This window comes from Sphingomonas sp. Leaf257, from assembly GCF_001422185.1.
Classification (GTDB): Bacteria; Pseudomonadota; Alphaproteobacteria; order Sphingomonadales; family Sphingomonadaceae; genus Sphingomonas; species Sphingomonas yabuuchiae.
In genome coordinates, this window is record NZ_LMMH01000004.1 from 1 (window position 1) to 20,756 (window position 20,756).

At 66.0% G+C, this 20,756-nt stretch carries 17 protein-coding genes; 9 read left to right on the plus strand and 8 right to left on the minus strand.

The features are described 5' to 3' along the window. Window positions 1–297 precede the first annotated feature (297 nt). A complete protein-coding gene (locus ASF14_RS04980) occupies window positions 298–2,256 on the plus strand; it encodes a putative bifunctional diguanylate cyclase/phosphodiesterase (RefSeq protein ID WP_156361046.1) in 1,959 nt (652 codons plus the stop codon). Here the strand turns inward: ASF14_RS04980 and ASF14_RS04985 are convergent, their stop codons facing one another. The 4 genes from ASF14_RS04985 to ASF14_RS05000 form a co-directional block, all read right to left on the minus strand. Beyond that, window positions 2,257–3,162 carry a crotonase/enoyl-CoA hydratase family protein gene (locus ASF14_RS04985; protein ID WP_056432545.1) on the minus strand — a complete coding sequence of 302 codons (906 nt, stop codon included), beginning with the start codon at window positions 3,160–3,162 and terminating at the stop codon, window positions 2,257–2,259. 112 nt (window positions 3,163–3,274) lie between these two features. Then, a complete protein-coding gene (locus ASF14_RS04990; protein ID WP_056432771.1) occupies window positions 3,275–5,173 on the minus strand; it encodes a S9 family peptidase in 1,899 nt (632 codons plus the stop codon). A gap of 76 nt (window positions 5,174–5,249) precedes the next feature. Beyond that, complete coding sequence (locus ASF14_RS04995; RefSeq protein ID WP_042491430.1) at window positions 5,250–5,444, minus strand: DUF1289 domain-containing protein; 195 nt, start codon at window positions 5,442–5,444, stop codon at window positions 5,250–5,252. Window positions 5,445–5,505: 61 nt separating this feature from the next. Beyond that, window positions 5,506–6,363: a serine hydrolase gene (locus ASF14_RS05000; protein ID WP_082442082.1), complete on the minus strand. Its 858-nt coding sequence runs from the start codon at window positions 6,361–6,363 to the stop codon at window positions 5,506–5,508. 164 nt (window positions 6,364–6,527) lie between these two features. On the opposite strand from ASF14_RS05000, the gene ASF14_RS05005 reads away from it, so the two are divergent. Further along, window positions 6,528–7,448: a LysR family transcriptional regulator gene (locus tag ASF14_RS05005; protein ID WP_236696933.1), complete on the plus strand. Its 921-nt coding sequence runs from the start codon at window positions 6,528–6,530 to the stop codon at window positions 7,446–7,448. Here ASF14_RS05005 and ASF14_RS05010 read toward each other — a convergent pair. Then, the gene (locus ASF14_RS05010) at window positions 7,377–8,663 is read right to left on the minus strand and encodes a cation:dicarboxylate symporter family transporter (RefSeq protein ID WP_056432557.1); all 1,287 of its coding nucleotides are present in this window, start codon (window positions 8,661–8,663) and stop codon (window positions 7,377–7,379) included. The genes ASF14_RS05005 and ASF14_RS05010 overlap by 72 nt on opposite strands. 179 nt (window positions 8,664–8,842) lie before the next feature. Here ASF14_RS05010 and ASF14_RS05015 point away from each other — a divergent pair, with 179 nt between their 5' ends. The 4 genes from ASF14_RS05015 (at window position 8,843) to ASF14_RS05030 (ending at window position 13,983) form a co-directional block, all read left to right on the plus strand. Then, window positions 8,843–9,655 carry a substrate-binding domain-containing protein gene (locus ASF14_RS05015; protein ID WP_082442083.1) on the plus strand — a complete coding sequence of 271 codons (813 nt, stop codon included), beginning with the start codon at window positions 8,843–8,845 and terminating at the stop codon, window positions 9,653–9,655. Next, window positions 9,652–10,974: an MFS transporter gene (locus ASF14_RS05020; RefSeq protein ID WP_330218773.1), complete on the plus strand. Its 1,323-nt coding sequence runs from the start codon at window positions 9,652–9,654 to the stop codon at window positions 10,972–10,974. Before ASF14_RS05015 ends, ASF14_RS05020 begins: the two co-directional genes overlap by 4 nt. A 105-nt stretch (window positions 10,975–11,079) precedes the next feature. Continuing rightward, entirely contained in the window at window positions 11,080–12,612 is a 1,533-nt protein-coding gene (locus tag ASF14_RS05025) for an OprO/OprP family phosphate-selective porin (RefSeq protein ID WP_056432559.1), read from the plus strand. Between the two features lie 93 nt (window positions 12,613–12,705). Further along, complete coding sequence (locus ASF14_RS05030; protein WP_056432562.1) at window positions 12,706–13,983, plus strand: glycoside hydrolase family 130 protein; 1,278 nt, start codon at window positions 12,706–12,708, stop codon at window positions 13,981–13,983. Between the two features lie 45 nt (window positions 13,984–14,028). Here the strand turns inward: ASF14_RS05030 and ASF14_RS05035 are convergent, their stop codons facing one another. Further along, the gene (locus ASF14_RS05035; RefSeq protein ID WP_056432566.1) at window positions 14,029–14,490 is read right to left on the minus strand and encodes a PilZ domain-containing protein; all 462 of its coding nucleotides are present in this window, start codon (window positions 14,488–14,490) and stop codon (window positions 14,029–14,031) included. Between the two features lie 151 nt (window positions 14,491–14,641). Beyond that, complete coding sequence (locus tag ASF14_RS05040) at window positions 14,642–14,938, minus strand: hypothetical protein (RefSeq protein ID WP_056432569.1); 297 nt, start codon at window positions 14,936–14,938, stop codon at window positions 14,642–14,644. Between the two features lie 174 nt (window positions 14,939–15,112). On the opposite strand from ASF14_RS05040, the gene ASF14_RS05045 reads away from it, so the two are divergent. The 3 genes from ASF14_RS05045 (at window position 15,113) to ASF14_RS05055 (ending at window position 18,742) form a co-directional block, all read left to right on the plus strand. Then, on the plus strand, window positions 15,113–15,703 hold the full coding sequence (locus ASF14_RS05045; protein WP_076718106.1) for a polysaccharide biosynthesis/export family protein: 591 nt from the start codon (window positions 15,113–15,115) through the stop codon (window positions 15,701–15,703). 12 nt (window positions 15,704–15,715) lie between these two features. Continuing rightward, window positions 15,716–17,266, plus strand: a complete 1,551-nt coding sequence (locus tag ASF14_RS05050; protein WP_168371502.1) for an outer membrane beta-barrel protein — start codon at window positions 15,716–15,718, stop codon at window positions 17,264–17,266. A gap of 96 nt (window positions 17,267–17,362) precedes the next feature. Further along, a complete protein-coding gene (locus tag ASF14_RS05055; protein ID WP_168371503.1) occupies window positions 17,363–18,742 on the plus strand; it encodes an O-antigen ligase family protein in 1,380 nt (459 codons plus the stop codon). Window positions 18,743–18,746: 4 nt separating this feature from the next. On the opposite strand, the gene ASF14_RS05060 is transcribed toward ASF14_RS05055, so the two are convergent. After that, entirely contained in the window at window positions 18,747–20,735 is a 1,989-nt protein-coding gene (locus ASF14_RS05060; protein WP_056432577.1) for an acyltransferase family protein, read from the minus strand. Window positions 20,736–20,756 lie beyond the last annotated feature (21 nt).

Here is a 20,756-nt window from a genome sequence, read left to right on the forward strand (position 1 = left end):
CCCAGGGCCTCAAGTGCGCCGATCTGTCGTAGCTGCACCGGTCAGTCGTTGCGACCACCGCTGCGGTGAAACCCCTCTAGGCCGGGTCGATCAGAGGGTCAACAACATTTTTCACATCAATGTCGTTTTTCTTGCGCCGCAACGTAACATCGCCACCCTAGCCTCCCCCGCTGCCCCACGCCCTGCCTTATAAGCCCTGACGCTACGGCTCTCAGGACCGCGCAATGGCATCACGAACCTAGCATAGCTCTATCGACACGCCGGGTGGATACGATAGTCATCGCGCAGGAGATTGATATGAAACGCCTAATCACCCGGGTTATGCGATTGCGACAGGCCGACAGCCAGATCTCCTCGCGGGTTCGGGCCGTGCTGGTGGAGTCGCTCTACGCCTCGCCTCGCTCGCTGGTCATCGGCGCGCTGAGCAGCAGCGCCATTGCGGCGGTCGTCGCGATCTGCAGCGGCGACGACTGGTTGATCATATGCGCCATCGCCGTGGGGCTGGTGGGGTTGATCCGTATCGGCGACGCACTGTCGAGCCGCCCCACCTCGGTTCCGCAACAGGAACGAGGCTACCGCTTGGGCGCACTGAGCTATGCGTCCTTGCTGGGCCTCTTCGGCCTGCTGACGCTGACGCGGACCGACAATGGTGTGCTGCACCTCCTCTCCGTCACGACCGCCATCGGCTATGCGGCGGGGATTGCGGGGCGCAATGCCGGGCGGCCTTTGATCGCCTTGTCCCAGCTTTGCTGCGCCTCCCTGCCGCTCGCGATAGGGCTGCTGATCCCGCTGAGCCCGTTGAAGGCACTGATGGCGGCGGTGATCCTGTTCTTCGTCATCGCGATGATGGACATTACGCAGCAGACCTATGCCGCGATCCTGCGCGCCACCGTCGCCTCGGAAGAGAAGGCCGCGCTGGCCGAGCATCATGCGCGCATGGCCCGGCGCGACGACCTGACCGGCGTGTCCAACCGTACGGCCTTTCACGAGCAGTTCGAGCAGCGCCTCCAAGGTCTGGCGCAATCCGGCGACAAGCTCGCGTTGCTCTGGCTCGATCTCGATCGCTTCAAGGAGGTGAACGACTCCTTCGGGCATCTGGCGGGCAATGCGCTGCTTGTCGCCATCGCCCGGCGGCTGAATGCGCAGTTCGGCGAAAAGGGCATCGTCGCCCGGCTGGGCGGCGACGAATTCGCCGTCCTGTGCCATGTCTCGCAGAATGACGTCGTCGACCAGATCGGGGCGACCATTCTCCATCTGGTGCGCCAGCCGGTGCCGTTCAGCGGGCATATGCTGCACACCACCACCTCGATCGGCGTCGCCATCGCACCTGAGGATGGCGGCGATGCCGACACGCTGTTGAAGAATGCTGACCTTGCCCTCTACCGCGCCAAGGAGAGCGGCCGGGGCCAGGTGCTGTTCTACGAGCCGGTCATGGACGAGAAGATCGAGCGCCGCCGTCAGCTCGCGGCCGCGATGAACGGGGCACTGGAACGGGGCGAGTTCCATTTGCTCTTCCAACCCATCTTCCGCCTGGCCCAAAACAGCATCGCGTCGTGCGAGGCGCTGCTGCGATGGCACAGCCCGCAATTCGGCCCCGTATCCCCGGCCGAGTTCATCCCGATCGCCGAGGAAAACGGGCTGATCGTGCCCATCGGTGCCTGGGTTCTGGAGCAGGCCTGTCAGGCCGCAAGCACCTGGCCATCGGGTGCGACGGTCGCGGTCAATCTTTCGCCCGTGCAACTGCGTACCGAGGATTTGACCGTCATGGTCGCGCGGGCGCTGAAGGACAGCGGCCTGCCCGCGAAACGGCTGACGCTGGAGGTGACGGAGACGGTGCTGCTCGATGATGTCGAACGCTCGGTCGCCGCGTTGACCGCGCTGAACGCGATCGATGTGTGCACGACCTTGGACGATTTCGGGACCGGTTATTCCTCGCTCAGCTATCTGACCCAGTTTCCGTTCCAGACGCTGAAGATCGACCGTTCCTTCGTAATGGATCTGGAGCATAACCCCGCCTCGATCGCGATCGTGCAGACCATTGTCGAACTCGCCGCCAAGCTCGGCATGCGGACGGTGGCCGAAGGAGTGGAGACGCCCGCCCAGCTCGACCAGCTGCGCCGGACGCGGTGCGACGCGGTGCAAGGCTATCTGCTGGCCAAGCCGATGCCCGCCGCGGAGGTGGCCGCCTTGTTCGCCGAGGCCGCCATCGGGGAGCGAAGCCCCGGACAAGCGGTTCGCCTGCCCGGGGCCGGTTGATCAGGCTACGGCCTTGTCCCGCAAACGGCTTTGCGCGGCGACCAGCCGTTCCATCCGCTTCAGGTCTCCCTCGGTCAGCCGCAACGCGGCGTCGGCCCAGAGGTCGACCACGGCCTCCAGCTCCTCCAGCGGCAGCGGATTGACCGCCCGCGACGCCTCGTAGATGGCGCAATGGGCGCTGTGCCGCCGCTCGTTCTGGCGGATATAGTCGGCGACCATGTGCCGCCCCTCGCCCCGCTCGGCGAGGCCATGGACCAGGCCCATCTCGTAAAGCTCCTCGGCGCTATAGGTTCGGCCGCTCAGGATCATCCGCTCGGCCCGCGCCGCGCCCAGTCGCCGCGACAGGAAGCAATGCGCCCCCATGCCCGGGAACAGGCCGAACATCGTCTCGGGCAAACCGAAGCTGGTGCCGCGTTCGGCGATGACGACGTGAAAGGACAGAAGCGCCTCGAACCCGCCGCCCAGCGCGTCCCCCTCGACCAGGCCGATGGTGATGATCGGCCGTTCCAGTCCGCGCATGTTGCGATAGAGGATGCGGACGCAGCGATGGCCATAACGTGCCAGCGCGTCATGGTTGCGGTCGCGGATCGCCTGCGCGAACAGGTCGAGATCGCCGCCCAGCGAGAATACGCCGGGAAAGCGCGAGCCGAGCACGAGATAGCGGATCGGCAGCGTGCCGCTGTCGACCGCCTGCACGATCCCGTCCTGCCAGCGCTCGAAATCGCTCAGCAGATCGGGATTGAAGCTGGGCCGCGCACGCGGGCGCATCGCGGTCCAGAGCGTGTGGGCGGCGCCGTCATATTGCGTTTCCAGCTGCTCGAAGCTGAGCGCGCGGACGGTATCCGACATGAGCGAGGCGCGGCCATCGCGGAAGTCGTTCGCCATTTTGGGGTCATAAGCGGTCATCGGTGATACTCTCGACATGCAGCACCATGCTGCCTGTCGAGAATAGCCCGGACGCCGATCCCGCCCCTTGCCGAAACTGCCCCGTGCGCGACAGTTTCGGCCTTATAATACGTTAGTTAGCGGATGACTGGCCCAGATATTTGCCGAACCATGCCAGTTGTCGCTTCATCACGTCGGGGGCCTGGGTCGGCACGCAGTGTCCGGCATCGGGATAGATGATGAGGCTGGTCGGCACGTTCTGGCTCTTCAGCGCATTCCACCATTCGACCGACTGGGTGGGCGGCACCTCGATATCGCGTTCGCCGACATAGATGAAGGTCGGGGTCCGCGCCGTCTTGACGTGATAGACCGCCGAGACATCCTCATAGGCCTGATAGTCGTCATAGACCGACTTGCCGAAAAACGGGATCATCCAAGTGTTGATGCCGTTGGTCCCGTAATAGCTGACCCAGTCGGACAGGCCCGCCCCCGCCACGATCGCCTTGAAGCGATTGGTCTGCGTGTTGGCCCACATCGCCATGAAGCCGCCGTACGAACAGCCGGTCAGCCCCAGCCGGGCGTCGTCGATCGGCGCGAGCTTCTCGACCGCATCGATCCCGGCCAGAATGTCGCGTAGGTCGCCGCCGCCGAAATCGCGCTTGTTCGCGGCGGTAAAGGCCTCGCCCTGCCCATAGGAGCCACGCGGATTGGGCAGGAAGCGGTAATAGCCCGCATCCTCGAACGCGCTGGCCAATCCCTTTTCGATGAAGCGCGGCGTGCTGGCGGCGCTGGGGCCGCCATGGACCTGCACAATCATCGGCGCCCTGGCATCGGGCTTTGCCGTCAGCGGCGACAACAGCCAGCCTTGCACGGTGAAGCCCTCGTTCGTCCAGGTCACGCTGCGCGCCTGAACGGCGGGCTGTTGGGCGTCATTGTCATGGGTGATCTGGCGCAGATCGGTCGCGCGCCCCGCATAGACGGCCGGTGCATGGGTGAAGTCCTCGACGACGCTGGCCGCCATGTCGCCCTTGGCACTCCATGCGATCTTGCCGTCCCCGGCCGACAGGCCCACGGGCCGGGCGAAAAGCGGACGCGGGGCTTGGCCCGGCGTCAGAGCGACAGCCCCCATCTGCTCGTTGCGCAACGTCGCCGCGCGCAAGCCGCCCTTCGTCCATGTCAACGCGGTGAAGGTCATCGGCTGGCCCTTGGTCTGGTTGACCGGCGTGCCCCCGGCAAGCGGCACCGTCCAGACATCGCCGCCGATCGAGCCGAAATCGCTCATCAGCCCGCCGATATAGGCGACGGTCTTTCCATCCGGCGACACGCGCGGCATGTTCAACTGGGTGGCGGGCTTGGCGATCGCCGTGACCGCGCCGGTCGTCGCATCCACCCGGTCGAGCGTCGCCACCCACCAGTTCGCATCGCCATTGCCCAGCGCCGAGGTCACGACCAAAGCCGAGCCATCGGGCGTCCAGTCATATTCGTAGATGTAGCGCCCCTGCGGCGACAGCGGCACGGCTTTGGCGGGTGCCCCCTCCCCGACCGCCACGATGGCGAGGCGCTGTTCGTCATTGGCGACGCCGATCTCGCCGACCTGCCGCGCGCCAGCCTGGGTCGCACCGACATCCTTCGTCGCGCCCAGTGTGATGAGCATCGCCACCCGCTTGCCATCGGGCGAGAAGCGCGGGGTCGAGGCGAGGCCCTCGACGGTCGCGACTGGCCGTACCGTGTCACCGCGCGCGATCATCAGCGTGGCGACGCCGCCGTCCCGCGCCAGAAAGGCCAGGCCGTCGCCCTGCGGGGCATAGGTCAGCCCCGAATAGCTGCACGTCGTGCAAGGATCGATCCGCCGCACCACGCGTCCGTCGCGCGCCGAACGCACCACGATACCGGGATGGTTGTTCTCGCCCGGCTCGATCGCGGCGACATCGTTGCCCGAGGGCGCCATCGTCAGGCCGAGATAACGATGCACCGCCGCCTGCGCCGGAAACGCGACGGCCGAGGCGAGGAGAAGGGCGAGAGGAAGACGCATCGGCGATCCTTGATGGAAGATGATGGCAGGCAAACGTGACAAGATACTGAACTATGGGGCGGTCATGGCAGGATGGTCACGCATCCTCGACCACGCGGATACCGCGCGCGTCCAGTTTGGCCAGCCGCGCCGGCAGTGCCTTGCTGATCGCCAGAAGCCGGGGGCGCGGGGCCTTTTTCCACTCCCGGCATTCCGGCAGGGTCCGGGCGCACGCCACGCACCAGCCGGTGCGGCCGTCGAAACGGCATATGCTGATGCAGGGGCTCTTCATGCGCGCACCATGATAGGCCCGCTATCCCTCTGCCCCGCCTCGACAATCATAACCCAGCCGTTCACCGCAACCGCATGAAGGCGGCGACCGCATTGCGGACGCTGTCGGCGAAACGGTCGTAGATCATGCGGGAAACCTCGGCGATGACGGGCTGGCGATCCCGCCCTCCCCGCGCGAAGACGGCGATCGCGACGCGGCGGCCGTCGGGCATGGTGATGAACCCGACATCGTTGGTGATGCCGTCGAGCGTGCCCGTCTTGTCCTCCACCAGCGTCCCGGCCGGAAGCAGCCCGCGAATGCGGCGGGTGCCCGTCCGGCACTGGCGCATCAGGCCCAGCAGATAGGCCCGGCTCTGGCTGGAGAGTGCCGTCCCGCTGTCGAGAATCCTCAGCAGCTGGACCATCGCGACCGGCGTGGCGACATCCTTGATATCGGCCAGATGCCCACGCTCCCGCAGCAGCTGCGCGATGGTGCGGTCGACCCGCATCCCGCTGATATTGTGCGACAAGACCCATTGCTGGACCTTGGCCGGACCGCCGAGCGTGGCGAACATCTGGTCGGCCGCCAGATTGTCGCTGCGCACGATCATCGCCTCCATCGCCTTGGCGGCGGTGCGGCCGTTGACCATGTCGTTCAGGCTGCGTCGGCCCTGGTCCACCTCCGCCAGATAGGCGCCCGCAATGGCCAGCTTGACCGTGCTCGCCATCGGAAAGGGGATTTCGCCATTGACCATCGCGGTCGAGCCGCCGTCCAAATCGATCGCCGCGATTCCATATTCACCCGACCGGCCAGCCAGCAGCGCGTTCATGTCGCGCTGGAGCTCGACGAGTTCCAGCGACCGTGCGGAGGCCGGGGAGGGAATAGCGCAACAGGTCGCAATGCCCATCAGGAGAAGACGGGAAAGCGTGGTAAAACGCATACAGCTTACTCGATCGAAGACGGAATCAGCGACAGCGACGCTAACCAAAAAATCCGGACGCGTCGCGCAGAAATATGCGGGCTTTGCGGCGAGTCGGTCGAACGTGCGGCAGGCGGCGGCTGGCCTAGCGCCTGTCGGTGCTGTTACCGTCCCTCATGGCTTCCATGAATTTCGAGCTGTTGGACATACGGGTGTTCGTCGCGATTGCGGACGGCAAGAGCTTCCTGCGCGCCGCCGAGCAGCTGAACCTGTCGCAACCCGCGATCAGCCGCCGCGTCCAGAAGCTGGAGGCGACGGTCGGCACGCCCCTGCTGGAGCGGACGACGCGGACGGTGCGGCTGACCCCGGCGGGCAAGGAGATATTGCCGCTGCTCCGCCGTCTGCTGGAGGAACTGGACGAATCGCTGCTCGGCATAATGGCTTCGGGCGAGCGGCAGGCGGGACGGCTGACCATCGCCAGCATCCCCAGCGCGACGGTGCGTTTCCTGCCCGACGTGCTGGAAGCGCTAGGCCGCGACTATCGCAACGTCCGGGTGCGCGTGCTCGATCTGTCGGCGACCGAATGCGCCGAGGCGGTGCGGACGGGACAGGCCGAGTTCGCCATCACCCTGCCCGTCTCGTCGGATGGCGACATGGTCTATGAGCCGCTGACCGACGATCCTTATGGCCTGGTCTGTCGGAAGGACGATCCGCTGGCCGGCCTTGCCGATCCGGCGTGGAGCGATCTTGCGGGGCTGCGGCTGGTGACGGTCCATCCGGGCAGCGGCAACCGGACCGCGCTCGACGCCGGGCTGGCGCGTGCGGGCATCGAGTTGCGCTGGTTCTATGAGGTGACGCGGCTGACCTCAGCGCTGGCGCTGGTGCAGGCGGGACTGGGTCCTTCGGTGCTGCCGCGCCTGGCGTGCGAGGGGCCGGATGCGCGCGATCTGGTCTGGCGGCCGCTGCGCGGGGGCAAGGTCACGCGCACCATCGGCGTGCTGCGCCGCAGCTCCGCCACGCTGTCCCCGGCCGCGTCACGGCTGATGGGGCTGCTCACCGATGCCTGGGCCGCCGAACCGCGTCCCGCCCCAGCGCGCGACGAGTAACGAGGCGGAGACATTGGCCGTGCCGCTGGTCAGCGCGCGGATCTCCGACAGGAAACGGTCGACCGCGATCAGCATCGCCGCCGCCCCGACCGGAATATCGGGCAGCAGCGACAGGGTGAGCAACAACGCCGAGAATCCGCTGCCCGTCACCCCCGCCGCCGCCTTGGAGGTGATCAGCATCACGCCCAGATAGACCGCAACCCGCTCCGGCGTCAGCGCGATGCCCAGCGCCTCGCCCAGGAACAGGGTCGCGACGACCAGGTACACCGCCGTGCCCGCCAGATTGAGCGAATAGCCCAGAGGAACGGTCAGTCCCGCCACGCTGCGCGGCACGCCCAGCGCCTCCAGCTTCAGGATCAGGCGCGGCAGCACCACCTCGGTCGAAGAAGTGCCCAGCACGATCAGGATTTCGTCGCGGAACACGCGCAGCAGGGTGCCGCCGCCAATCCCCGTGGTGATCCACACCAGCAGGACCAGCGCAGCGATCAAAAGCCCGCACGCCAGCGCCAGTGTCGCGAACAACAGCCCCAGCGAGCCGATGAACCCGACGCCATAGGTGCCGACCGTATAGGCGATCGCCCCGAACGCCCCCACCGGCGCGGCGCGGATCAGGAAGCCGAAGATCGCGAATTGCAGCCGGGTAAGCGCCTCGATTCCGCGCACGATCGGCGCGCCCGCCTCACCGATGCGGAGCAGGCCGAACCCGACCAGCCCGGCAACGAACAATACCGGCAGGACATCGCCCGCGGTAAAGGCGGAGAACAGCGTATCGGGCACGATCCGTACCAGGAAATCGCCCGGCCCGGTGATGTGCCGCCCGGCCAGCTGCCGCTCCACCTCGGCCACCGCCTCGCCATATGGCGGCAGCGGCAGCCCGCGCCCCGGCTGCATCAGCGCCGCGACGCCCAGCCCGATGGCGAGCGCGGCGATGGTGATGCCGAGGAAGACGATCAGGCTACGCAGCACCGTGGCGCCCGTGTCGCGCGCGGCGCCGTGGCGGACGATCCCCTCGACGATGGTGCAGAACAGCACCGGCGGCACCATCATCCGCATCGCCTTTACGAAAGCGATGCCCAGCGGCCCCAGCTCGCGTCCGAACGCCGGGGCCAGCACGCCGATCAGCGTCCCGGCGACGATGCCGATCAGCATCTGAACATAAAGGTGCCGCAAGACGCGCAAGACCCGATCCGCTCCCAATATATGCACGAAACGCATCAAGCGGACCGATCATTGCATTTGATCGACGCGCCCTGCGTGAGGCTTAGTGCCGCGTGAGGCACGATGGCTCAAGCCCCTGCCACGACAAGACAATGCAACAACTAGAACCCGCGAGCGAGCGGGACGGCCAGAAGAGAGGTATGATGAAAGCCCGATCTCCAAGGTTCCGAACCGTGATGCCCCGCCGCGCCGCGCTGGGGCTGGCATTGCTGCTGGGGCTCAACGCCGTCAGCGCACCCGCCCTCGCCCGCGATACGAAGCCCGCGAAAGTCCGCGAACTTCACGTCGTGACGTCGGGCGGCTTCACCGCCGCCTTCCACGCGCTGGCGGCGAAATATGAGCGCGACACCGGCGTCCATATCGTTGCCGAGCACGGCCCCTCGATGGGTGACACGCCCCAGGCGATCCCCAACCGGCTGGCCCGGCATGAGGACGCCGATGTCGTCATCCTCGCGCGCAGCGGCTTGGACAAGCTCGCCGATCAGGGTCTGGTCGCGAAGGGCACCGAAGTCGATCTGGGCCTGTCCAAGATCGCCATGGCGGTGAAGGCGGGAGCCCCTGCCCCCGACATCTCCACTCCCGATGCGCTGCGCTCGACCCTGGTTAACGCCAAGTCGGTGGCATGGTCGGACAGCGCCTCCGGCGTCTATATCCAGTCGACCATGCTCGACCGGCTGGGCGTCACCGATCAGGTGCGCCCCAAGGGCCGGATGATCCCCGCCACCCCGGTGGGCCAGATCGTCGCCACCGGCCAGGCCGAGATCGGCTTTCAACAGCTCAGCGAGCTGAAGACGGTCAAGGGCATCCGCATCGTCGGGCTGATCCCGGACTCGTTGCAGAAGGTGACGCCCTTCTCGGCTGGCGTCGTCGCCTGGTCGCCGCGTCAGGCCGAGGCCCGCGCGCTGATCGCCTATCTGTCCTCGCCCAAAGCCTATCCGATCATCCGCGACAGCGGATTGGAACCCGCCTCGCAAAAGGCCAAGCCATGAACACCTCCACCATGCCCTTCCCCGCCGCCGCCGATACCGCATCCCCGGTCTCGGCCGAGCGCCGCAAGTCCGCCTTCAAGTCGATCTTCATCGTTGCCAGCGGCAACTTTCTGGAGATGTTCGACTTCATGGTGTTCGGCTATTACGCCACCTACATTTCAAAGGCGTTCTTCCCGACCGGCAGCGAGTTCGCCTCGCTGATGCTGACCCTGATGACCTTCGGGGCGGGCTTCCTGATGCGCCCGGTCGGCGCGCTGGTGCTGGGCGCCTATATCGACAAGCATGGGCGGCGGCAGGGCCTGTTGCTGACGCTTGGCCTGATGGCGCTGGGCACGCTCGCCATCGCGGTGACGCCCACCTATGCACAGATTGGCGTCGCCGCACCCGTCATCATCCTGCTCGGACGGCTCGTCCAGGGCCTGTCGGCGGGCGTCGAGGTCGGCGGTGTGTCGGTCTATCTGAACGAGATCGCGCCGCCGAACCGCAAGGGCTTCTTCTGTTCCTGGCAGTCGGCCAGCCAGCAGGCCGCGGTCGTCTTCGCCGCGCTGATCGGCCTGATCGTGTCGACCAGCCTGTCGCCCGAGACGATGCAGGCCTGGGGCTGGCGCATTCCGTTCATCATCGGTTGCGTGATGATCCCCTTCCTGTTCGTCATCCGCCGCCACATGGAGGAAACCGAAGTCTTCCTGAAGCGCAAGGAGCATCCGCCGCTGTCGCAGATCATGCGGACCATCGGCAGCAACTGGGGCGTGGTGCTTCAGGGCGCGCTGATGGCGGTGATGACGACCGTCTTCTTCTACATGATCACCGCCTATACCCCGACCTTCGGCAACAAGGTGCTGTCGCTGACCCCCGGTGCCGCGCTGTTTGTCACCGCCTGCGTCGGCGTCACCAACTTCGTTCTGCTGCCGGTCATGGGGGCGCTGTCGGACCGGATCGGGCGTCGGCCGCTCCTGATCACCGCCACGCTGCTCGGCGCGCTGCTCGCCTATCCGCTGATGAGCTGGCTGGTCGCCGCGCCCAGCTTCGGGCGACTGCTGACGGTCGAGCTTCTGCTCGCCGCCATCTATGCCACCTATAACGGCGCGTTCATCGTGTACCTGACCGAGGCGATCCCGGCGCATGTCCGCACCGTCGGCTTCAGCCTGGCCTATAGCCTGGCCACCGCGATCTTCGGCGGCTTCACACCGGCGATCAGCACCGCGCTGATCGGCGCGACCGGTGACAAGGCGATCCCCGGTGCCTGGTGCGCCGCCGCCGCGCTGCTCTCGCTGCTCGCGTTGCTGATCGGGTCGCGCATGCGCCGCAGCGCCGACTGATCCCCGAACCGCCGCACTCCCGAAGGGGGTGCGGCGGTTTCCCTTCCTGAACAATTCGAGGCGGCGGCCAAGAAGCCTCTCGCCCACCCCTGAGAGGATGCCGAAATGTATCGTGGAGCCCTGCTCGCGATCGGCCTGTGCGCGCCGCTGCCGGTCGCCGCGCAAACCACCCCCGCCCCCGCCCCCGCCCCCACACAACGCAATGACGATGTCGCGCGCCTGACCCGCCTCGTCGAACAGCAACAGGCGCAGATCGAGCGGCTGGAAGCCCGGCTGGCGGCGGTCGAAGGCGGCAAGCCCCAGGCGCTCGCCGCCGCCCCGCTCGGCCAGCCGCTGCCCAGCGACGCGCATCCCTCCGTCCCGCCGCAGATTGCGGCGCAGGCCCCGCAGGCGGCCCGGACGCCCGCGCCGCTCGGCCAGTCGCTACCCAGCGACGCGCACCCGCCCTCGCTCGACGCGCGACTGGCGCGGATCGAAAAGGCGCAGAAGGAAGGCGTGCATGTCGACTGGTCGAAGGGCACGCCCGAATTTACGAGCGCGGATGGCCGCTTCTCCTTCCGGCCGCGCGGCCGCATCCTGGTCGACGCCGCCGCCACGACCGGCAGCGCGCTCCCGAACCGGAACATCACCGCCACCACCGCCCGCTCGCTGCGCCTGGGCTTCGAGGGATCGATCGGCCCGCACCTCTCCTATCTGCTGGAGGGCGATTTTGCCGACAATGACCCGGCGATCAAATCCGCCTATCTTGCCTGGACCACCGGCTTTCTGGGACAGCAGGCCGAGTTCGCGCTGGGCAATCGGCTGAACGATCGCGGGCTGGACGGGTCGAGCGGCACCATCTCGGTCCCGTTTCTCGAACGCAACTTCGTCGGCCAGGGAATTATTCCCGTGCGCGGCTTTTTCGGGCTGGGCACGGCCGCCCGCGTCTATGGCGATGGCTGGCATGTCGGGGTGCAGGTGTCGGGTGACGACATCAGCAATCCGGGCACGCAAAGCGACGGCCTGACCATCGCGGGGCGCGCGCATTGGAACCCGGTCAAGACCGCCGACTGGCTGTTCCATCTGGGCATCTGGGGCTTTCGCGAGACGATCGCCGCCGACGCGACCCGCCCGACGCGCAGCATCGCGGTCGGCGGCTTCTTCAACGACAATCTGCGGATTCCGCCCGGCACCTTCACCGGCGCGACGGCGGGCACAGGCTATGGTTTCGAGCTGGGCACCTTCCACAAGTCGCTCTGGGCGTATGGCGAATATGGCACGCGGCGGATCGAGAACCGCGCAGGGTCCGCGACCGATCAATCGGCCTGGGCGGTGCAGGCGGGCTGGTTCCTGACCGGCGAGACCCCGCCCTATCTGACGCGCGGCGGCGTGTGGAGCCGCCCCAAGGTCCTGCGTCCCTTCACCTCGGGCGGGCGCGGCGCGATCGAGCTGGCCACCCGTTACGAGGAGCTGGATTACAGCGACAATCCCACCGCCGGACGGGGAACCGCACTGACGCTGGGCATCAACTGGTATCTGAACAATTTCGTCCGGCTACAGCTGAACGCGATCGACTGGACCATCGCCAACCCCGCCCAGCTCGGCGGCGCGAACGATCATGGCCAGACACTGATCGGCCGCGTCCAGATCGCCTTCTAAGGCAACGAAACGAAACGGAACGCAAGACTGCGCCCAAGCGCTGGACGGACAGACGGGTCAGCCCCCCCATGGACGCACAGGAGCGAAAAGCGCATGAATGCCGCAGATGTCTTCACCAAGCTCGATGTCGAACTGAAGCCCGATCCCTCGCGTACCGTCATCCGCCCGTTCCGCTTCGACTATCCCGAGGCGTTCGACCGCAAGCCCAGCCGGGCCGAATGCGTCGCCCGGCACGTCATGGCGCTCGATCCGGCGACGCGCGACCGGATGCTCGACCTGCTCCATGACGCGATGAGGCAGCGTCACCGCAATGTCGACAATGTGTTCCTCCGCCGTTTCGACCAGATCAAGGCGGACATCGGCGACATCGGGGTCGAGAGGGATTGCGACCGCCTGCTGCTGGGGGCCTATTTCAGCCAGGAATATGCGTTCGAGTCCGCCGCGCTGTTCAATCCCAGCATCGTCACCCTGCCCGACCAGGACCCGGACGATCAGAGCATCCGCTTCCTCCTGTCGCTGCGCGGCGTCGGAGAAGGGCACATCTCGTCCGTCACCTTTCGCACCGGCACCTGGGACGGCGCGACGGGACTGACCGTCGATCCGGCCAGTTCGCAGGGTGTTCCTCCGCGTATCGACAGCGAGGACGGCGAATGGGTCCGGATGCGCGCCGACGACAGCCAGGACATCTCCGAAACCGTGATCTTCCCGATCCTGCCCAGCCAGCGAAGCGGCATCGAGGATTTGCGGCTGGTCCATTTCACCGATCATGACGGCGTGCGCAGCGTCATCGGCACCTATACCGCCTTTGACGGCCAGACCGCCCGGTGCGAGCTGCTGCGCGGCATCAACGAACAGAGTTTCGAGATGCGGCCGCTGACCGGCCGCCTTTCGGGCTACAAGGGCATGGCCCTGTTTCCACGTCGGATCGGCGACCGTTTCGCTATGATCGGGCGGCAGGACAATGTGAATCTGTGGCTGCTCTATTCCGACGACCTTCACATCTGGGATGAAGGAATGCGGATCATGGGCCCGCAATATCCGTGGGAGTTCGTCCAGATCGGCAATTGCGGCTCACCGATCGAGATCGACGAGGGCTGGCTGGTCTTCACCCACGGGGTCGGCATGGTCCGGGGTTATTGCGTGGGTGCATGTCTGCTCGACAAGGACAATCCAGCCAAGGTCCTTGCGCGCACGCATTCGCCGATCCTGTTCCCGTCGGCGGAGCAGCGCGGCGGCTACGTGCCCAACGTCACCTATAGCTGCGGCGCACTGCTCCATAAGCGCCACATTCTGCTGCCCTATGCCATCGGCGACCAATACACCGCCTTTGCGACCGGCAGCGTCGACGATCTGCTATCGGTCATGGTCTGAGGGGCGAGCCGGTCCCAACGGACCGCGCTCGCCCGAAACGGCGGCTTAGCTGATGGCCAGGACCGCCGCGCAGATGACGCCCCAGGACAGGACACAGGCCCCGCCCAGGATCGCCAGGCGGGTACGGGTCGTCAGCTTGTGCACCGTCCTCGTCTCGGCGGCGGGCACGGGGTCGGCCGTGAAGGACAGGATGTTGGTCGGCCCCTGCGCCGCCGTCACCGCGCCGGGCGGCAGCGGCCGGTCGAACAGGCACCCCAGATTGCCGATGCTCTGCCACACCGCCGTCGCCTGAACGCGGCCGATATTGGCCAGGCCGATCTCGATCGTCGCGCCGTGCACCACCGGCAGGTCGGTCTCGATGCGGCAACCCTCTCGGGTCAGGTCGAGGACAACGACGTCATGCGGATGCGGGTCACCGCCGATGCGCAGGACGCCGCGACGATCCAGCGGGATCCGCTCTTCGCTACGATATTCGGCGACATCATATGCGGTCTTCGCCAGATTCATGCCAATGCCTTCTGAAGGGGGTCGCATTCGGCCCCGTCCGAACCGTCCACCGCGCCGCCGGGGTCATGCGAAGATGACACCGACGACATACGCGGCAACGTCTCGATACGGGACAAACGTGGGAGTGGGAATGGTCGGTGCGAAAAGCGGATCAATAAAGGCCAAGCACCGATCCGGCGAAGAACAATGCCCAGCCGCCGACGCCGCCGATCAGGATCAAGGCCGGAGCTCGCAGGCGGTGGAGAGACTCGATTTTGGCCGGCTGCTTGTTGCTGAAGCTGGCCAGCACGATCCGTTCCCGACTGGGGTCGAACTCTTCCCACAGACGCTCTTGCAAGGCGTGCACGGGCGAGGCGGCGGGCGACGCGGCCGTACCCTGGGCGGGCGTGGCCGCTTCGGTGCCGGTCGGCGCGTCCGCCGTGACCTTGCGGGCTAGACTGTTTCGCATGGCAAACCCCAAACGGTTGGTGTCGATGGAAACCGCCTTAGGCCACCGTGTTTAGACGGGACTTAATCCGGCTGGTTAACCCGATGTTATCCATAAATCAGCCTGTGCACTTCGCCTTGTGACGGGATGGTGAAATATGCCATTTGCGACATCAAACGGACCAAGGGGATCACCATGTCGATCATCAAGCGGCTTGCCGGCCTTCGCCCTGCCATGCTGGCCATGCTGGCGAGCAGCGCCGTGTTGAGCGGATGCGCGACGGCACCCGCCCCACCGCTGCCCGCATCGGAATATGGCCAGGCCAACCAGCCCTATACGCTGGGCGTCGGCGACAAGCTGCGCGTCAACGTCTATCGCGAGCCGGAGCTGAGCGGCGAATTCTCGGTCAACGGCACCGGCGCGATCACCATGCCGCTGGTCGGCGAAGTGCCGGTCAAGGGCATGACCCGCGCCCAGGTCGAGGCCGAACTCACCCGTCGCCTGGGTTCGGGCTTCGTGCGCAATCCCAGCGTCTCGGTCGAGGTCTATGACTTCCGCACCTTCTCGATCCTCGGCGAGGTTCAGCGGCCGGGCAACTATCCGGCGCGTGAAGGCACGACCCTGACCGCGGCGATCGCGGTGGCGGGCGGTTATACCTACCGCGCGAACGAACGTCGCCTGCTGCTGCGCCGCGCCAATGGGCAGAGCTATTACAGCGTGGATGCGGACGCCAATGTCGAGATCCGCCCCGGCGATACGATCCAGGTGCCCGAGGTCCATTTCTAAGGGCTGCCCCGGGTGTCTCGCTCCTCCATTTCCGCTCCCGCCCTGCTGGTGCTGCTGACCTCCGTCGCGGTGCCGGTGGCGGCGCAGACCACCTCGACCGCGCCGAATTCCGGGCCGGGGCGGCTGACGCTGCCGCCGCAAAGCGATCCCATGCGGGACCCGCAGGCCCCGCTGCCGCCAGCCCCCTTGCCGCCGCGTGCCGTCGATCCCCAGACCGGCCGCCCGATCACGGTACGGCCGGATAATGTCGATCCGGTGGATGCAGCCACCCGCGAGCGCCTGCAATCGGGCACGACCGTTCCCGTCCCGGCCTATATCCCTCTGCCCACCGGCTCGACCCAGCAGACCGAATTGCCGACGCAGCGCGTCGCTGATCGGGCGCTGGCCGCATCGCGGTTGCCGGGGACGACAGTGCGCCTGCGTCAGCGCCCCGGCTATGACGCACCCGGCCTGCGTGCGGGCGGGATGGTCATCCATCCCTATATCGACACCGGCATGGCCTATGACGCCAATGTCTATGCCGAGGAAAATCCGCGCAACGACGTCTTCGCCCATCTGACCGGCGGATTCGACGCCGCGTCCGATTGGGGCCGCCATCGCGCGGTGCTGAGCGGTTTCGTCCGGCGGCGCCAATATGGTCAGTACACCAGCGAGAATACGACGACCTATCGCCTGATCGGCGCCGGTCGCTATGACGCCGACTCGCATCTGTCCTTCAACAGCGAGGCGTCGCATCAGCGTATTCAGCTGGAGCGCGGCGCGGTGGAGGAAGTCTCCAGCCTGGCGCTGCCGACCCTCTATGATTTTACGAGCGGACTACTCGGCGCGCAGGTTCAATATGGCTCGACCCGCCTGAGTGCTCAGGGTGGTGTGAACCGCACCGCTTTTCGCGACAATCGGTCGCTCACGGGCGCAGTGACGGACCAGCGTTTCCGGAACTTCACGGGCTATACGGGTCAGGCCCGTCTTGAACAGGAAGTGCTGGGCGGCCGGACTCTCTACGGTCAATTCAACTTCGAACGGCGGCGGTTCGAGACCGCCGACGCCATCCGGCTGAGCAACGCCGATGTCTACACGCTCACCGGCGGCCTGCGCGGGGCACTGACCCAATTGATCCGGGGCCATGCCGGGGTCGGCATCATTCGCGTCGACTTTCAGGACCCTGCCGCACCATCCATTTCCAGCCTAACCTTCGATACCCAGATCGACTGGCTGGTGCGGGATCGGACGACCATCTCGCTGTCGGGGGAACGGGATTTGCGAACGGTCGCGCAGCGCGGCGTGCGTGCGGCCCTGTTCACCACCGTAAATTTGCGGGTTGATGAAGAAATACGGCGCAATCTGATCCTGTCGGTCGGCCTGCGGCAGCAATTCACCGATTATGTCCAGGATACGCGTCGCGCTTCGGCGACCGGCGTCACCCTGGGTGCCGACTGGCTGCTGGATCGGCACTGGACCGTCCGCCCGCAGGTCAGCTACCTCCGGCGCACCGATCGCGGGTTCAATCTGGACCTCGGCCCGGAAGACGCGCAGGTCGGCGTCAGCGCCACATTCCGCCTATGATCGCCGCCGGGACGCCATCAGCCGCGCTGGCGCGGTGCATATCGGTCCCGGCCGGAGATCAAGGATCGATGACGATCGCAGGCCATGGAGGTTGGATTGCCTGAACGCTTGCAGGACGGGGCCGTCGCAGTCGCCAATTCCCCCTGGCGTCGGCGCGAGGACGCGCACGCTTCGCGGATGATTCAGGCTGTCGGCCGATACTGCATCATCCCGGCCGCCATCATCGCCATCTATCGCAGCACCCAGATGTGGTATGGGTATCCCACGTCGCAGGGCGACAATGCGCTGAACGACCCGTTCCTGATGCAGCTCGTGCTGTATTCGCTCGTCCCGCTCCTCGCGCTGACGACCCTCACCCTGCCCCGCATGGCCGCTCGGGCCATCGTCGAGATGGGCCCCATGGTCGCCTTGCTCGGGGTGTTCTTGTTCGGCTCGATCGTGACATCGGTCGAGCCCCAGATTTCGATGCGCGGCCTCGTCCAGATCATCATCCTGGCGTTGCCCATGATCTATCTCCGGGCATTCTACGGAGCGCGAGGTGCGTTCGAGCTGCTGCGGAAGGTGATGGCGGTCCTGTTGATCGTCAACTTCGCCTATGCGGCCGTGTTTCCGCATATCGCATTCATGAGCGGATCACTGAACGGCGCGATGCGGGGGATGTTCATCCACAAGAACGCCTTCGGCGCCTATTGCGCGATGACCTTCGTGATGACGTGTCCGCCGGATATCAATATCCGCCGCTGGGATCGCTTGACCGAGATCGGGCTGTGCGGGCTGGCCGTGGTCGGTGCGGTCCTGTCCAAGTCGTCGACTGCGGTGGTGCTGCTCGTCGTCGGCACCAGCATCCTGGTCTTGATCAATATCCTGAGCCGGGTCGAACAGCGCAGCATCAGGGCGATCACCTTCGGTGGCGCGCTGGCCTTTGCGATATTGCTCGTCGGCGGCGCGGGCACGGCACTGCTGGGCGAGGTTGCGGGCCAGTTCGGTAAGGACGTCACGCTGTCGGGCCGCGCGGAGATTTGGGAGACCCTGTGGCCGGTGGCGCTCGACAAGCCCTGGCTGGGGCATGGCTTTGCGATGTTCCGGCAGACCGCCTATTTCCAGCAATTCACGAGTTCGATCGGCTGGGGACCCCGGTCGACGCATAACACCTATCTCGAAATCGCGCTGAATTGCGGTTTCCCCGCGCTGTTCGCCTGGCTGGCCATCGTGCTGGGCTGCATCTTTCGCGCCGTCCTGCTGGTCGACGTCACCATGCCGGACTATCGCCCGCTTCAAAAGGCGGTGGCGGGCATCGTCCTCGTCCTGCTGGTTTCGACCAGCGAAGCGGGTCAGATGCTGGGGCCGCAACCGTCCTGGCCGATCCTCGTCCTCGCGCTTTATTGCATCGCCACCGCGCCCAACAAGCGACAGCGGAACGGCTCTGTCGATCGCACCTTCCGGAACGGCGGGCTCACAAGCCCCACGCCGCGCTGACCGGTTAATTCGGAAGCCTCAATGTGCGAGTGGCGTAAACGGCCCCTGCACGCGACAGATGATGGGCGTCCCCATAGAGGATGTGCCCCGCATGGCGGAACCGGCATCCGGCTTCGTTACACAGTCCCACAGTCGGGTCGAACAGCGTGACGCCCGGCACCTGTCGTGCGACATGGGCGAGCACGCCACGGGCCTGATCGGGAATGACCCGTGACCGGGGCAGTCGATCGTCGCGTACGCCCTCGTGCTTGGGATCGGCGTCCAGCCAGTTCGACACCAGCGCCCGCTGGGGCATGATATCGGCCAGTGCGACGCCATAGGGATCGATCGCAAAGTGCGGAACGTCCTGCACGATGACCACCTGGCGGCCCATCTTGCGAAGCACCTCCGACGTACGGCGCAAACCGACCGCCAGTGCCTGGCGCTGGCGGACCATCCACGCCGCGCGCTGGGCCGGGTCGCTGGGCCGATCGACCATGGTCTGGCGGTCCTGCGTGACGAAGGACGACCAATATCCCGCAAGGACCAATATCCGGATTTCCGGATGGGCGGCGACGGTCCGCAGGACGCGCGCCATGAACGCCGCGCACTCGCGATGATGCATCGGATAGCGGTCCAGCACGCGGCTATAGCCGATGATAGGCTGGCATGACGATTTGGTCATCTGATAGACTTCGAGCGAGCGTCGCTCCGCAATCTGCCGCACGCCCGCCACCAGTGAATTGGCATGGCTGTCTCCCACGACCGCCACGGCGGGCCTGCCGCTGACGGGCAGGCATGACAGCTGCTCGCTGGGCGTGGAGTCGCCATAGGATGTTAGGCAGGGATTGGACATGGCGCTCCGCACGTCCCCATCCGCCTCCCTCAGCGCGGGCGAGGCGAGACGCGAGAGCCCGCCGCTCAGATCGATCACCCCCAGCGGGATCACGACCGCCCCGAGCACCGCACCATAGCACCGCATCGATGGCAAAGAGGCCGGACGGCTGCGGCGAAAGGGCTGTTCGACAAGCGCATAGCTGATCATCGCGATCGCGAAGGTCGCGATCAGGAAACCGATGCGCGCCATCGGCCCCAGGTCGATGCCAAGCAGATTCATCGCGGCCAATGGGGGCCAATGCCACAGATACCAGGAGTAGGAATATCGCCCGATCACCACGCCGGGTTTCGCCCCCAGCCCATAGCGGTTCAGCACGGAACGAGGCGCGGCGATCAACGCCATGCTGCCCAGCACGGCCAGCGCTCGAAGGACAACGACCGAAACGGGGTAGGTGATAACCAGAGCCGATCCGAGCAGGACAACTCCCAGCGCCGCAAAGCCATTGGCGAACCGGCGCGAGGCCAGCCTCTTGTTGCCGGTCAGGTCAACGGTCGCCAACCATGCTCCCGCAGCGAACTCCCAGGCGCGGAACGGCAGGAGATAAAAGGCCGCATCGGGTCGATACCATTCGAAAGCCGTCGCCGCCGCAAAGGATAATGCAATGATGACCGCAAAGAATTTCGCCAGCGCGCGAGGGCCTTTGGGAATGATCCCGACGATCAGGGGCGGCAACACCAGATAGAATTGTTGCTCCAACGACAGCGACCAGGCCATCATCAGCAGTTGGCGGGACGCCTTTGGCGAAAAATAGTCGACGAACCCCAGGAATGCGAAATTCGATATGCCGAATATCGTCGAAATCGCGGTGACCGCGTAAACCTTGAGCTCGTACGGTGTCATGAAGACCATAGCGAACAGCGTCGAGGTGACGATCACCGCGACCAGCGCTGGCACCAGGCGGCGGGCCCGACGCCGATAGAAAGCGAGGTAGCTGAACCGCCGCTGATCGACCCGGCGACAAATGTCGGAGGTAATGAGGAAGCCACTGATTACGAAGAAGATGTCGACCCCAACATAGCCGTTGGCCAGGTGACCGACGTCATAGTGGAACAGCACGACCGCCAGAATGGCGATCGCCCGCAAACCTTCGATATCGGCTCTGAATCCCAACCCCATTACCGCGTCGTACCGCCTATG

Coding starts and splice junctions, on each gene's coding strand:
- ASF14_RS04980 (WP_156361046.1), top strand. CDS start 298: ATGAAACGCCTAATCACCCGGGTTATGCGATTGCGACAGGCCGACAGC.
- ASF14_RS04985 (WP_056432545.1), bottom strand. CDS start 3,162: ATGACCGCTTATGACCCCAAAATGGCGAACGACTTCCGCGATGGCCGC.
- ASF14_RS04990 (WP_056432771.1), bottom strand. CDS start 5,173: ATGCGTCTTCCTCTCGCCCTTCTCCTCGCCTCGGCCGTCGCGTTTCCG.
- ASF14_RS04995 (WP_042491430.1), bottom strand. CDS start 5,444: ATGAAGAGCCCCTGCATCAGCATATGCCGTTTCGACGGCCGCACCGGC.
- ASF14_RS05000 (WP_082442082.1), bottom strand. CDS start 6,363: ATGCGTTTTACCACGCTTTCCCGTCTTCTCCTGATGGGCATTGCGACC.
- ASF14_RS05005 (WP_236696933.1), top strand. CDS start 6,528: ATGAATTTCGAGCTGTTGGACATACGGGTGTTCGTCGCGATTGCGGAC.
- ASF14_RS05010 (WP_056432557.1), bottom strand. CDS start 8,663: ATGCGTTTCGTGCATATATTGGGAGCGGATCGGGTCTTGCGCGTCTTG.
- ASF14_RS05015 (WP_082442083.1), top strand. CDS start 8,843: ATGCCCCGCCGCGCCGCGCTGGGGCTGGCATTGCTGCTGGGGCTCAAC.
- ASF14_RS05020 (WP_330218773.1), top strand. CDS start 9,652: ATGAACACCTCCACCATGCCCTTCCCCGCCGCCGCCGATACCGCATCC.
- ASF14_RS05025 (WP_056432559.1), top strand. CDS start 11,080: ATGTATCGTGGAGCCCTGCTCGCGATCGGCCTGTGCGCGCCGCTGCCG.
- ASF14_RS05030 (WP_056432562.1), top strand. CDS start 12,706: ATGAATGCCGCAGATGTCTTCACCAAGCTCGATGTCGAACTGAAGCCC.
- ASF14_RS05035 (WP_056432566.1), bottom strand. CDS start 14,490: ATGAATCTGGCGAAGACCGCATATGATGTCGCCGAATATCGTAGCGAA.
- ASF14_RS05040 (WP_056432569.1), bottom strand. CDS start 14,938: ATGCGAAACAGTCTAGCCCGCAAGGTCACGGCGGACGCGCCGACCGGC.
- ASF14_RS05045 (WP_076718106.1), top strand. CDS start 15,113: ATGTCGATCATCAAGCGGCTTGCCGGCCTTCGCCCTGCCATGCTGGCC.
- ASF14_RS05060 (WP_056432577.1), bottom strand. CDS start 20,735: ATGGGGTTGGGATTCAGAGCCGATATCGAAGGTTTGCGGGCGATCGCC.